The organism is Streptomyces sp. LaBMicrA B280 (assembly GCF_049222185.1).
Lineage (GTDB): Bacteria > Actinomycetota > Actinomycetes > Streptomycetales > Streptomycetaceae > Streptomyces > Streptomyces murinus.
The window spans coordinates 79,959-93,387 of record NZ_JBMJCT010000064.1 but is presented as its reverse complement, the minus strand read 5'-3'; the positions used below and the strand labels follow the sequence as shown (position 1 = coordinate 93,387).

Below are 13,429 nucleotides of genomic sequence, written 5' to 3'. Positions count from 1 at the left end.
GGGCGCACCGTGCGGTGCCCCCTCGGGCGGTTGCCGGCTCCGGGAGCCCGGCGCGTGGTTCAGACGCCGGTGCCGAGGACCGCGTTGATCTGCTGCGGGTCGCCGCAGACGATCAGCAGGGCTCCGGCACGGGTGTGGGCCAGGGAGAGGACGTCGGCGGAGGCGGCGCCCCCGTTGACGGCCACGACGACCACCGGGCGGGAACCGGCGCGGGAGGCGATGGCGGCGTCCGTGTAGAAGACGTCGTCACCCGCGTCGTGCTGCGCCCAGTAGGCGGTCTCACCGAACGACAACTCGTGCTCGGCCCACGGGTGCTGGGCACCCGTGGTGATCACCAGCACGTCGCCGGGGGCGCGGCCCGAGTCCAGCAGCAGGTCGACGGCCTCCTCGGCGGCGTCGATCGCACCCTCGGCCGAGGCCGGGATCAGCTGGATCTGCGGGCCCGCGGCTGTGGCGGGGACACCCGGACCGGAGGGACCGGGCTTGGCCGGAGCCACGTCACGCGGCGTGCGCTGCACCGGCGGCACAGGCCGCTGAGGGCCGGGACGACCGGGGCGGGACGGCGCCGCGGGACGGGGGCCGGGTACGGGGCGAGGGGTCGGCGCGGTGCGGCCGCTGGCCGGCGTGACGCGGGGACCCTGGGCACTCTCGTGAATCTGAGGCTCCTCGGGAATGAGAGGCATGAGCTGATTTTTATCAAACGTTGAAGTGGCGCTGATGAACGGGGTGGCACATCAGTGCGATCGGAACCGTCAGAAGTCGAAGCCGAGCTGACCCTCGATCTCCGGAACGCTTCCGTCCGCCCAGTTGCGGGCCTTCTTGAGATGCCGCCACTGGGGCAGCGCATCAAGATACGCCCACGACAAACGGTGGTGCGGGGTGGGGCCCCGCTCTTCCAGTGCGGCCTTGTGCACGGGTGACGGATACCCGGCGTTGTCCGCAAACCCGAAGTCTGCATGGTCGACAGCCAGTTCGGCCATCATTTTGTCGCGCTGAACCTTGGCGATCACCGAGGCCGCCGCGACGGCGACGCACGAGCGATCGCCCTTGATCACCGTACGCACCTGCCACGGGGCACCGAGGTAGTCGTGTTTCCCGTCGAGGATCACGGCGTCGGGGTGGACCGGCAGTGCGTCCAGGGCGCGGACCGCGGCGAGCCGCAGCGCGGCCGTCATCCCCATGCCGTCGATCTCCTCGGGAGAAGCATGCCCCAGCGCGTAGGCCGTCACCCACGCCCGCAGGATCTCGTCCAGCGTGGTGCGCCGCTTGATGGTCAGCAGCTTGGAGTCGGTCAGGCCCGCGGGAGGTCGACGCAGTCCGGTGATCGCCGCGCAGACGGTGACGGGCCCGGCCCAGGCGCCGCGCCCCACCTCGTCGACACCGGCGATGACCTTCGCTCCGGTCGTGGCACGCAGGGAGCGCTCGACAGTGTGAGTGGGAGGTTCGTACGGCATGGCGCCCTTAGATTACGCCGCCCGGGGCAGTGGCCGACACCCCGGTCTACCGGAGGGCGGCGGAAGCACCGGCGAGCGGGGGGTCGTAACGGAATCCGGATCGTCGGATTTGCTTGTGCATATCGACAGGGACGGTCCGCCGGGCGGTGCCGACGGTGGACAGCGGCCAGGTGTCCGCGCCGGTGACGCCGAGGGGCAGGGTGCCGCCCGCGAACGAGGACAGCACGGGGAACGGGCCTCGACGGCGACGAACGCTACGGCTGTGACCACCGAGACCGCCGGCGGCAGGAGCGGGGCGGGGGCGGCCCAGCCCAGCGAGCCGCCCCCGATCAGACAGGCGGCGCACGCGGAGTCCCCGGGCACCGGCACCGCCGACATAGAGATCGCCGCCGCCCGTGAGGTGCACCGTGGCGGCCGAGCCGGTGTGAGCAGGACCTGCGCGAGAAGGACGAGCCGCAGGGCGGTAGTTATGGGGCCGTCGCGCCGAACCGGCGGGACGGACCCGTGACTTGTCCGCGGTGCCGAGCCCGTCGCCCGCGCGCCGCGCGCATGAGGCGCGGTCGTCCGCTCTCCAACTACCGCTGCCCGGAGAGGACTTCCGCCCGTCAGCCCATCCGTGTCACCCAGTCGGGCAGTGCCTCCGCCCGTCGTGTCCACTCGGCGGGCGGTGCCCCGGCCTTGCCCGCGGCGAGGACGCCGCCCACGATCGCGCAGGTGGTGTCGATGTCGCCGCCCACCCGGGCCGTCGTCCAGAACGCCGTCTCGAAGTCACCGAGGCCGCGCGCGGCGGACCACAGGGCGAAGGGCACGGTGTCATGGGCGGTCCTGCGGCGGCCGCAGCCCAGCACGGCGGCGACGGTGCCGGCGTCGCCGTAGTCGAGCATGTCGCGGGCGCGGCGCAGGCCCTGGCCGACCGCGCTCTTCGGGACGAGCGCGATCACGCCGTCGAGGAGCGCCTCGGGGGTGGGCGGGCCGTCCGGCGAACCGGCGAGGGCCGCGGCCGCCGCCACCGCCATGGCGCCGACCACCGCCTCCCGGTGCTGGTGCGTGGGGTAGGCAGAGATCTCGGCCTGGTGGGTGGCCTGCTCCGGGTCGTCCGCGTACCAGGCGCCCAGGGGCGCGGTCCGCATCGCCGCGCCGCTGCCCCAGGAGCCCCGCCCGTGGAAGAGCGCGGCGGCGGGCCCTCGCCAGTCCTCGCCCTGCCCCACGAGGCTCAGCAGCCGGCTCGCGGTGGGGCCGTAGCCCCGGTCCGGGTCGTGGTGGTCGGCGAAGGAGCGGGCGAGGGCGTCCTGGTCGATGCGCTGGTGCGTGGCGAGCACGGCGAGGACGGAAGCGGCCATCTCGGTGTCGTCCGTCCATCGCCACGGGCCGGGCGGCAGCTCGCGCCGCTTGAGCAGGGGGTGATGGGCCGGGACGAAGAACTGGGCGCCCAGGGCGTCCCCGACGGCCAGTCCGCGCAGGCTCGCCAGGGCGCGCTCATGGCGTCCGTGGGGGGAGAAGTGTGCGGTCATCGCTCCCCCACTCTATCCGGTGGCCCAGTCCGGCACCGGTTCACGCCAGCGCTCGAAGGGCCGGTCGAGTGTGTAGCGGCCGTCCTCGCCGAGTACCAGCATCCGCATCTCGGCGTTGCCCGGATTGGACAGGGATTCGAATTCGGCGACCGTCCAGTGGAACCAGCGCATGCAGAACAGCCGCATCGCGAGGCCATGGGTCACCAGGAGCACGTTGGGCGGGTGGTCGGGGGCCTCGAAGCTGCGGAAGAGGCTCTCCAGGAAGCCGCCGACCCGGTCGTAGACGTCGGCGCCGGACTCGCCCTGCGGGAAGCGGAAGAAGAAGTGGCCGTAGGCGTCGCGGTAGGCCTTCTGCAGGCGTACGTCGTCGCGGTCCTGCCAGTTGCCCCAGTCCTGCTCGCGCAGCCGGGGCTCCTCCCGGACGCGTATGAGGTCGGGGTCGAGCCCAAAGGCGCGGAGGGTCTCATGGGTACGGCGGTACGGGGAGACGTACACGCTCACATGTTCGGGGCCGAACAGCTCCCGGAGCCGTTCGCCGGTCTCCTCGGCCTGGCGCCGGCCGAGGTCGGTCAGCGCCAGGGCGTGGTCCGGTTCGCGCTCGTACACGGAGTCGTCGGTGTTGCCCGTCGACTCGCCGTGCCGGACAAGGACGATGCGCCGTGGTCGTGCCATGCCGAAACCCTAGAGCGAGGGGCGGGGAACCGGGGAATCGTACGGGGTCCATACAGCGCACGTCACAGGCCCCGTTTCCGGACCGACCAGCCGGTATCCTAGGGCTCGACCATGTATCCCAGGACTGGACCGTGCATCCCGGGACTAGACCGTCCAGGACGGCTCCAGGTCGACGATGTCGCCGGAGAGGGCCGCGATGTCCGCCTCGGTCTGGGCGCGCAGGGCGAGGCGTTCGATCCGTTCGGTGCGGTACTTGCCGTGTTCGGCGGCGGCCCGCCACATCGAAAGGATCAGGAACTCCTGCTCGGGGGCCTCGCCGAACATGCCGCGGATCATGCCGGGCGAGCCCGCCATGGCCGGGTTCCAGACCTTCTCCTGCATGAGGGTGAAGTGCTCCACCCGCTCCTCGTGGACCCGGCACAGGGCGAGTCTGAGCAGGTCGGAGTCGGTGAAGCGGGGTTCAAAGCCGGTCTTCACGTCGAAGCGGTACTCGAACAGTTTGGCCTGGGCGTCCTTGAAGGTGCCGGCCTGGGCGGCGGCGAGGCGGTCGTAGGAGCGGGCCATGAAGGAGTCGTAGAAGGCGCGGCTCTCCCAGAAGGTGACGATGTGCGCCACGTCGGGCCGCCGCCGGCTCCAGCCTCCGCCCTGTCCCCGGAAACCCGGCTCTCCCGGGAGCCCCGCCCATTTCCGCTGCCCCCGCTCGAACCCCCGGCGGTCCACCACGGTGCAGCGAATCCACTTGACCAGCACCGCGCCATCGTAAGGCCACCGGACGTGGCGCCGGTCACGCTCCGGTGGAGTTCGTCCGCGCGCGCGAGGCCGGGTACGTGGCACGATGGGCAAGGATCCTCGGCTGAACGGGAGTTGGGGACGTGGTGCCCACAGGGAAGGGGAGGCCCGGTGACCGGTTTCAGCAAGGGAATGCACAAGGTCGAGGTCGCGCTCAAGTGGGACCCCAGTCCCACGGGTACGGCGCCCACGGATCTCGACATCATCGCGGCGACCTTCGACGCGCGGGACCCGTACGGCGCGCCGGCGTATCTGGTGCACTTCGACAGCCGTTCGCCCGACGGCACCATCTTCCTCAACCGGGACAGCACGGACGGGCGGGGCTTCGGCTGGGACGAGGTCATGACCCTGGAGGTCGAGCGGCTCAGCGAGCGGTTCGGCCGCGTGGTGGTGGGCGTCGTCATCCAGCAGCAGCCCGTCCGCCGCACGTTCTCCGGTGTCCTCAACCCGGCCATGCGCGTCCGCGAGGGCTACACCGTCCTGTCCGAGGACGACTTCACCGCCGTCCATGACGCCACGGCCGCCACCATCGCCGAGTTCGTCCGCAACGACTCGGGCGAATGGATCTTCCACCCCGGCGTCCACGGCTTCCAGGAGGACCCGGAGAGCTTCACCCGGGTGATGGGGCGCGCGCGATAGGCCCGTCCTCGGTGCCCCTCGCTTCGGCGGGTCGCCATCGGGCCGATCCGTCGGACGGCGCGCGCTCGGCCGCCTACGGCACCGTCTCCACGTCCCTCGCGCTGCGAAGTGATCGCCGGCTGGGCGCACTTGTGGACGCCGCCGTGCCGCTCGGGACCGGCATCGGCGGGAGGTCCGCGCTGCTGGAGGTCGACGGGACGCAGGTCTTCGTGAAGCGGGTGCCGCTCACGGACCGGGAGCGGCTGCCGGAGCATGTACGGTCCACGGCCAACCTGTTCGGGCTGCCCACCTTCTGCCAGTACGGCATCGGCGGGCCCGGTTTCGGGGCGTGGCGGGAGCTCGCCGCGCAGGCCATGACGACGAACTGGGTACTCGGCGGGCGGTGTCGGGGGTTTCCGCTGATGTACCACTGGCGGGTGCTGCCGGACACCGCGCCCGCACCGGCCCCGGAACTCGCGGACGTGGAGCGGGCCGTGGCCTACTGGGGCGGCGGGCCGGAGGTACGACGCCGTATCGAGGGCCTTCGGCGGTCGTCCGCGAGCCTGGTGCTCTTCCTGGAGTACATCCCCCGGACGCTCCACGAGTGGTTCACCGAGCAGGTGCGGGCCGGTGCGGAGTCCGCCGACCGGGCCTGCTCGCTGGTGGAGCGCGAGCTGGAGGCCGGTACGTCCTTCATGAGCGCTCACGGGCTCGTGCACTTCGACGCGCACTTCCAGAACATCCTGACCGACGGCCGGCGCCTCTACTTCGCCGACTTCGGCCTCGCCCTCTCCGCCCGCTTCGCTCTCTCACGGTCCGAGACCGGCTTCCTCGAACTGCACCGGGACTACGACCGCTGCCACACCCTCAACTGGCTGGTGAACTGGCTGATCACGGCCCTGTACGGCTCCGGGCGGACCGAACGCCACGCGCTGATCCGCGCCATCGCGGAAGGCCAGGACCCACCGCCCGGACCGCCGGGAGCCACGGCGCTCCTCTCCCGGCACGCCCCTCTCGCCGCGATCCTCACCGACTTCCACACCAGGCTCCAGGACGACAGCCGCGAGACCCCTTACCCCGCACAGGCACTCCGACGGGCCCTGCGCACGGGCGGGTCACATCGGGACTGAGCGGCCTGCTGATCCTCGACACGGCGGGACCCGGCACACCACACCCCGTCCGGACACGACGACAGTGGGCGCCGGCCACAAGGTCGGCGCCCACTGTCGTCAGGGCTCAGTGGATCGCGTCGGACGGCATGGTCGACGCGGTCCGCTCAGGTCAGCTGCAGCCGCTCGTCGAGCCGCAGCCCTCGCAGATGTAGCAGGAACCGGCGCGCTGCATCTTGGTGCCGCAGGAGAAGCAGAGCGGGGCGTCGGCCTGGATGCCCAGCTGCATCTCGACCAGTTCGGCGCTGGTGTGGGCCTGCTTCGGGGCGGGCTTGATGGCCTCGGGCTCGGTCTTCGGGGCGGCGGTGACGGCCGCCGGCTCCTGGGCGCGGGGCGCCGACTGGGCCAGGCCCTCGACGTCGACCTCGTCGTCCGACGGCTCGTAGGAACCGGTCTCCAGGTGCCGCTGGCGCTCCTCGGCGGAGTGGATGCCGAGCGCGGAGCGGGTCTCGAAGGGCAGGAAGTCCAGCGCCAGGCGGCGGAAGATGTAGTCCACGATGGACTGCGCCATCCGCACGTCCGGGTCGTCCGTCATACCGGCAGGCTCGAAGCGCATGTTGGTGAACTTCGAGACGTACGTCTCCAGCGGCACGCCGTACTGGAGGCCGACGGAGACCGCGATGGAGAAGGCGTCCATCATGCCCGCGAGGGTCGAGCCCTGCTTGGACATCTTCAGGAAGACCTCGCCAAGACCGTCGTCCGGGTAGGAGTTGGCGGTCATGTAGCCCTCGGCACCGCCGACGGTGAAGGACGTGGTGATGCCGGGACGACCCTTCGGAAGGCGCTTGCGGACCGGGCGGTACTCGACGACCTTCTCGACCGCGGTACGAATCGTGTCCTCGGCCTTCTCGGTGATCTCGGCCTTCTCCTCCTCCTTCTTCTTGGCGGAGAGGGGCTGGCCGACCTTGCAGTTGTCCCGGTAGATCGCGAGCGCCTTGACGCCGAGCTTCCAGGCCTCGAAGTAGATCTCCTCGACCTCCTCGACGGTCGCCGTCTCCGGCATGTTGACCGTCTTGGAGATCGCGCCGGAGATCCACGGCTGGATCGCGGCCATCATGCGGACGTGGCCCATCGGGGAGATGGCCCGCTCGCCCATGGCGCAGTCGAAGACCTCGTAGTGCTCCTGCTTGAGACCGGGGGCGTCGATCACATTGCCGTGCTCGGCGATGTGGGCGACGATCGCCTCGATCTGCTCCTCCTGGTAGCCCAGGCGGCGCAGGGCCTGCGGCACGGTGCCGTTGACGATCTGCATCGAGCCGCCGCCGACGAGCTTCTTGAACTTCACGAGCGCGAGGTCGGGCTCGACGCCGGTGGTGTCGCAGGACATCGCCAGACCGATGGTGCCGGTCGGGGCGAGCACGGACGCCTGGGAGTTGCGGAAGCCGTTCTTCTCGCCGAGGCGGACCACGTCCTGCCAGGCCTCCGTGGCGGCGGCCCACACCGGGGTGTCCAGGTCGTCCATGCGGACGGCCTTGCCGTTGGCGTCGGCGTGCTGCTTCATGACGCGCTTGTGGGCGTCGGCGTTGCGGGCGTAGCCGTCGTACGGGCCGACGACCGCGGCCAGTTCGGCGGAGCGGCGGTAGGCGGTGCCGGTCATCAGGGAGGTGATGGCACCGGCCAGGGTGCGGCCGCCCTCGGAGTCGTACGCGTGGCCGGTGGCCATCAGCAGGGCGCCGAGGTTGGCGTAGCCGATGCCCAGCTGGCGGAAGGCGCGGGTGTTCTCGCCGATCTTCTGGGTCGGGAAGTCCGCGAAGCAGATCGAGATGTCCATCGCGGTGATGACCAGCTCGACGACCTGCTGGAAGCGCTCGGCCTGGAAGGACTGGTTGCCCTGGCCGTCGTCCTTCAGGAACTTCATCAGGTTCAGCGAGGCGAGGTTGCAGGACGTGTTGTCCAGGTGCATGTACTCGCTGCACGGGTTCGACGCGGTGATCCGGCCGGACTCGGGGCAGGTGTGCCAGTTGTTGATCGTGTCGTCGTACTGGATGCCCGGGTCGGCGCAGGCCCACGCGGCCTCGGCGATCTTGCGGAAGAGCGACTTGGCGTCGACCTCCTCGATCACCTCGCCGGTCATCCGGGCGCGCAGCCCGAAGTCGCCGCCCGCCTCGACGGCCGTCATGAACTCGTCGTTCACCCGGACCGAGTTGTTGGCGTTCTGGTACTGGACGGAGGCGATGTCGTCGCCGCCCAGGTCCATGTCGAAGCCCGCGTCGCGCAGGACGCGGATCTTCTCCTCCTCCTTGACCTTGGTCTCGATGAAGTCCTCGATGTCGGGGTGGTCGACGTCGAGCACGACCATCTTGGCGGCGCGGCGGGTGGCGCCACCGGACTTGATGGTGCCGGCGGAGGCGTCGGCGCCGCGCATGAAGGAGACCGGACCCGAGGCGTTGCCGCCGGAGGAGAGCAGTTCCTTGGAGGAGCGGATGCGGGACAGGTTCAGGCCGGCGCCGGAACCGCCCTTGAAGATCATGCCCTCTTCCTTGTACCAGTCGAGGATCGACTCCATGGAGTCGTCGACGGCCAGGATGAAGCAGGCGGAGACCTGCTGGGGCTGCGGGGTGCCGACGTTGAACCAGACCGGGCTGTTGAAGCTGAAGATCTGGTGCAGCAGCGCGTAGGCGAGCTCGTGCTCGAAGATCTCCGCGTCGGCGGGCGAGGCGAAGTACTTGTGGTCCTCACCGGCCTTCCGGTACGTCTTCACGATGCGGTCGATCAGCTGCTTGAGGCCGGTCTCGCGCTGCGGGGTGCCGACGGCGCCCCGGAAGTACTTGCTGGTGACGATGTTGACCGCGTTCACCGACCAGAAGTCGGGGAACTCGACGCCACGCTGCTCGAAGTTGACCGAGCCGTCGCGCCAGTTGGTCATGACGACGTCACGGCTCACCCACTCGACCTCGTCGTACGGGTGTACGCCGGGGGTGGTGTGGATGCGCTCGATGTGCAGTCCCTTGTTTCCCGCCTTGCCGCCCTTGGCGCGGGAACCTCGTGCCGGACCGCTCGCCGTCTCTGTCATGCCGCCTCCCTGTAGGGCGAAAACGCCCAGAAGTGCCCCGTTTGTTCCCGTGGCACGGTGTTCTGTCTTGTGCTGCGGGCACCCTCAACTGCCGCCCGCAACAGGTCTTCGGTCGCCGCCTCGCGGCGGGGTGTCCGGGCCCTGCCCCGGTCTCCCGCGCGCCGGTCAGTCGGCGGCTTGCGCGGGCTGCGGGACCTGGGAGGTCCCGCCGGTCCCGCGTTCGTCTTCCTGGCTCCCCGCGGCCGCGGCCGTCTCGTCCGCCGGGCCCGTCCCGTCCGCGGCGGGGCCGCGCGTCGCCTGCCGCAGTTCCGCGATGGCGGCCTCGAAGTCCTCGAGCGAGTCGAACGCCCGGTAGACCGAGGCGAACCGCAGATAGGCGACGAGGTCGAGCTCCTGCAACGGGCCGAGTATGGCCAGACCCACGTCATGGGTGGTCAGCTCGGCGCTGCCGGTGGCCCGCACCGCCTCCTCGACCCGCTGGCCGAGCTGGGCGAGCGCGTCCTCGGTGACAGGCCGCCCCTGGCACGCCTTGCGCACGCCGTTGATGACCTTGGTACGGCTGAAGGGCTCGGTGACTCCGGAGCGCTTCACCACCATGAGCGAGCACGTCTCCACGGTCGTGAAACGACGGGAGCAGTCGGGGCACTGGCGGCGCCTGCGGATCGACGTGCCGTCGTCGGTCGTACGACTGTCGACCACACGGCTGTCGGGGTGCCTGCAGAAGGGGCAGTGCATGATCTCCAACCCTCCTCACAGCAGACTCGATGGCCTCGCCGAGCCCCAGGGGCCTCGCGAAGCAGCCCTAAGCATAGGCGATCGAATAACCACCCCGGACCGGGGTCACCACAACTTGTGGGCTGCTGTAGCCATCCAACCACTAGATGTGGGGATCGGCTTATTCGCCGAGGCCGGGTCGCGTGTCGCGCGGGGACGGCGGTGCGGGGCGCCCCGCGGGCCTTCGGACGCGCCGGCCGGAAAGGACACGCGGGCGCGGAACCGTACCCCTGTGGCGCTTACGGAGATACCGTGGGCGCCGCACGGAGGATGCGTAGGACTCCGGCGCAGAACGGACCCCTCGCCGCGGTGGGACGGGTTCCGGATGGCAGACTGGGGAAGCGCCCACGAGGTCGGCGACCCCGGCGGGAAAGAGTACAACGCACGACAAAGAGCACTTTTGCCCGCCCCGTGCCGCGTCAGCCCATACACCCAAACACGCGATCGCAACAGGTGAATCGCACTTTTTCACTCGAACGTGTGTTTGGCGCAACCTTTCGAAAGCAACTACCGTTGTCCAGCAGGGAGACCATCGAGAGGGGCCGACGTGACCACCACCGCAGACAGTGCCACCATCACCGCCCAGGACCGCTCCCAGGGCCGGGTCGAGCCGGTACATGCGATGAACGAAGCCACGAATCCCGAGGGGCCCCGGCGCTCCCTGCCGGGCCGACCTCCAGGCATCCGGGCGGACAGCTCCGGACTCACCGACCGGCAGCGCCGGGTGATCGAGGTCATCAGGGACTCCGTGCAGCGGCGCGGATACCCGCCGTCCATGCGGGAGATCGGCCAGGCCGTCGGCCTCTCCAGCACCTCCTCCGTGGCACACCAGCTGATGGCGCTGGAGCGCAAGGGCTTCCTGCGCCGCGACCCGCACCGCCCGCGCGCCTATGAGGTGCGCGGCTCCGACCAGGCCGTGTCGGTGCAGCCCACGGACACCAGCGGCAAGCCCGCCGCGTCGTACGTCCCGCTGGTCGGCCGGATCGCCGCCGGTGGGCCGATCCTCGCGGAGGAATCCGTCGAGGACGTCTTCCCGCTCCCCCGCCAGCTGGTCGGCGACGGTGAGCTGTTCGTCCTCAAGGTCGTCGGCGACTCCATGATCGAGGCCGCGATCTGCGACGGCGACTGGGTCACCGTGCGCCGCCAGCCGGTCGCGGAGAACGGCGACATCGTGGCCGCCATGCTCGACGGCGAGGCCACGGTGAAGCGCTTCAAGCGCGAGGACGGCCATGTCTGGCTCCTCCCGCACAACGCTGCCTACGAGCCGATCCCCGGCGACGACGCCACCATCCTGGGCAAGGTGGTCGCCGTACTGCGGCGCGTGTGACGCCCGCGGCGAGCGGACACCCCCGCTCGCCCCCTGACCGGACCCCGGAACCTCTGCGCCGGTTCCGGGGTCCTGCCTGTGCCTACGCGGGGCCCTCGGCTTCCGCCTGCTTCGCCGCCGCGTCGATCGCCGAGAGCGACCTGCGGGCCTGGTTACGGTCCGTGGTGAACCAGAAGTCCGGCAGGGACGCCTTGAGGTAGGAGCCGTACCGCGCCGTGGCGAGCCGCTGGTCCAGTACGGCGACCACGCCCCGGTCCCCCGACGCGCGCACCAGACGGCCGGCGCCCTGGGCCATCAGCAGGGCGGCATGGGTGGCGGCCACCGCCATGAAGCCATTGCCGCCCGCGTCCTCCACCGCCTTCTGGCGGGCGCTCATCAGCGGATCGTCGGGGCGCGGGAACGGAATCTTGTCCATGACGACCAGCTGGCAGCTGGGCCCGGGCACATCCACGCCCTGCCACAGCGACAGCGTGCCGAAGAGGCAGGTCTTCGGGTCGGCCGCGAAGTTCTTGATCAGCTCGCCGAGCGTCTCCTCGCCCTGGAGCAGGATCGGGTACTCGGGGATCCGCGCGCGCAGGTCCTCGGCGGCGAGCTGCGCGGCCCGCATGGAGGAGAACAGCCCGAGGGTGCGGCCGCCGGCGGCCTGGATCAGCTCCGTCAGCTCGTCGAGCATGTCGCCGCGATCGCCGTCCCGCGCGGGGCGGGAGAGGTGCTTGGCGACGTACAGGATGCCCTGCTTGCGGTAGTCGAAGGGGGAGCCGACGTCGAGGCCCTTCCACTGCGGCAGGTCCTCGCCCTCGACGCCCTCGGGGCCGAGCCCGAGGGAGGCGCCGACGCCGTTGAAGTCGCCGCCGAGCTTGAGGGTCGCGGAGGTGAGGACGACGGCGCGGTCGGCGAACAGCTTCTCCCGCAGCAGCCCCGAGACGGACATGGGGGCGACGCGCAGGGAGGCGCCGAAGCGGTCATGCCGTTCGTACCAGACGACGTCCCACTCCGAGCCGTTCAGGACCCGCTCCGCCACGTCGTGGACGGACTCGACCGAGGCCAGGGCCTGCTTGCGCACGGCGTCCTCGTCCTGGACGGACTTGTCGCGGGTGGTGCCGAGCGCGGAGATGACCGTCCGGGAGGCGTCCCGCAGCGTCATCAGGGCGTAGCCGAGGTCCTCCGGGATCTCCTCCAGACGGCCCGGCAGGGCCAGCTCCATCAGCCGCTCGAAGCCCTCCGCGGCGGTCTGGAGCTGGTCGGCCGCCTTCTCATTGACGAGTTTCGCGGCGCGGCGCACGGCACGGTTGACCTGGCCGGGGGTCAGCTCGCCGGTGGCGACGCCGGTGACCCGGGAGACGAGTTCATGCGCCTCGTCCACGATCAGCACCTCGTGCTGCGGCAGCACCGGGGCGCCTTCGATGGCGTCGATGGCCAGCAGCGCGTGATTGGTGACGACGACCTCGGCGAGCTTGGCGCGCTCACGGGCCGCCTCCGCGAAGCATTCCGCGCCGTACGCGCACTTGGTGGCGCCGAGGCACTCCCGTGAGGACACCGACACCTGCGCCCAGGCGCGGTCCGAGACGCCCGGGGTGAGGTCGTCCCGGTCGCCGGTCTCGGTCTCGTCGGACCAGTCGCGCAGCCGCAGCAGGTCCTGGCCCAGCTTGCTGGTGGGCGCGGCGGCCTCGAACTGGTCGAAGAGGCCGTCCTCCTCGTCCTGCGGCATGCCTTCGTGCAGCCGGTGCAGGCACAGGTAGTTGGAGCGGCCCTTGAGCATCGCGAACTCGGGGCGGCGGCGCAGCAGCGGGTGCAGGGCGTCGACCGTGCGCGGCAGATCGCGTTCGACCAGCTGGCGCTGGAGGGCGAGGGTGGCCGTCGCGACGACCACCCTCTCCCCGTGCGCGAGCGCGGGCACGAGATAGCCCAGCGACTTTCCGGTGCCGGTGCCGGCCTGGACCAGCAGATGGGATGCGTCGTCGATCGCCTCGGCGACCGATTCGGCCATGGTCACCTGGCCGGGGCGCTCCGTGCCGCCGACCGCGGCGACGGCGGCATGCAGGAGTTCGGGGAGGGAGGGCTTCGTCATAGCCCGACCACCCTACGGCCCGGGACTGACAATC

The 13,429-nt window shown here is 70.8% G+C and carries 11 protein-coding genes; 3 read left to right on the top strand and 8 right to left on the bottom strand.

Features of this window, described 5'->3' with window-relative positions:
* Window positions 1-59: 59 nt before the first annotated feature.
* From ACLF5H_RS34850 to ACLF5H_RS34830, 5 genes are all read right to left on the bottom strand, one after another.
* Entirely contained in the window at window positions 60-683 is a 624-nt protein-coding gene (locus ACLF5H_RS34850; protein ID WP_421680006.1) for a hypothetical protein, read from the bottom strand.
* A gap of 69 nt (window positions 684-752) precedes the next feature.
* Complete coding sequence (locus ACLF5H_RS34845; protein WP_421680005.1) at window positions 753-1,454, bottom strand: ribonuclease HII; 702 nt, start codon at window positions 1,452-1,454, stop codon at window positions 753-755.
* A gap of 605 nt (window positions 1,455-2,059) precedes the next feature.
* Entirely contained in the window at window positions 2,060-2,965 is a 906-nt protein-coding gene (locus ACLF5H_RS34840; RefSeq protein ID WP_421680004.1) for an ADP-ribosylglycohydrolase family protein, read from the bottom strand.
* Between the two features lie 12 nt (window positions 2,966-2,977).
* Entirely contained in the window at window positions 2,978-3,637 is a 660-nt protein-coding gene (locus ACLF5H_RS34835) for a histidine phosphatase family protein (protein ID WP_421680003.1), read from the bottom strand.
* Between the two features lie 144 nt (window positions 3,638-3,781).
* On the bottom strand, window positions 3,782-4,387 hold the full coding sequence (locus ACLF5H_RS34830; protein WP_421680002.1) for a YdbC family protein: 606 nt from the start codon (window positions 4,385-4,387) through the stop codon (window positions 3,782-3,784).
* A gap of 150 nt (window positions 4,388-4,537) precedes the next feature.
* Between ACLF5H_RS34830 and ACLF5H_RS34825 the strand changes: the two genes are divergently transcribed.
* Window positions 4,538-5,065, top strand: coding sequence for a TerD family protein (locus ACLF5H_RS34825; RefSeq protein WP_421680001.1), 528 nt, complete (start codon window positions 4,538-4,540; stop codon window positions 5,063-5,065).
* Window positions 5,066-5,076: 11 nt separating this feature from the next.
* On the top strand, window positions 5,077-6,174 hold the full coding sequence (locus ACLF5H_RS34820) for a protein kinase family protein (protein ID WP_421680000.1): 1,098 nt from the start codon (window positions 5,077-5,079) through the stop codon (window positions 6,172-6,174).
* Window positions 6,175-6,325: 151 nt separating this feature from the next.
* Here the strand turns inward: ACLF5H_RS34820 and ACLF5H_RS34815 are convergent, their stop codons facing one another.
* Window positions 6,326-9,226 (bottom strand): vitamin B12-dependent ribonucleotide reductase, encoded by a 2,901-nt coding sequence (locus ACLF5H_RS34815; protein WP_421679999.1) that lies wholly within the window; start codon window positions 9,224-9,226, stop codon window positions 6,326-6,328.
* 165 nt (window positions 9,227-9,391) lie between these two features.
* Window positions 9,392-9,961 (bottom strand): transcriptional regulator NrdR, encoded by a 570-nt coding sequence (nrdR, locus tag ACLF5H_RS34810; protein WP_421679998.1) that lies wholly within the window; start codon window positions 9,959-9,961, stop codon window positions 9,392-9,394.
* Window positions 9,962-10,547: 586 nt separating this feature from the next.
* Between nrdR and lexA the strand changes: the two genes are divergently transcribed.
* A complete protein-coding gene (gene lexA / locus ACLF5H_RS34805) occupies window positions 10,548-11,327 on the top strand; it encodes a transcriptional repressor LexA (RefSeq protein ID WP_037663236.1) in 780 nt (259 codons plus the stop codon).
* A gap of 82 nt (window positions 11,328-11,409) precedes the next feature.
* Here lexA and ACLF5H_RS34800 read toward each other — a convergent pair whose 3' ends face one another.
* A complete protein-coding gene (locus tag ACLF5H_RS34800) occupies window positions 11,410-13,395 on the bottom strand; it encodes an ATP-dependent DNA helicase (protein WP_421679997.1) in 1,986 nt (661 codons plus the stop codon).
* Between the last annotated feature and the right edge of the window lie 34 nt (window positions 13,396-13,429).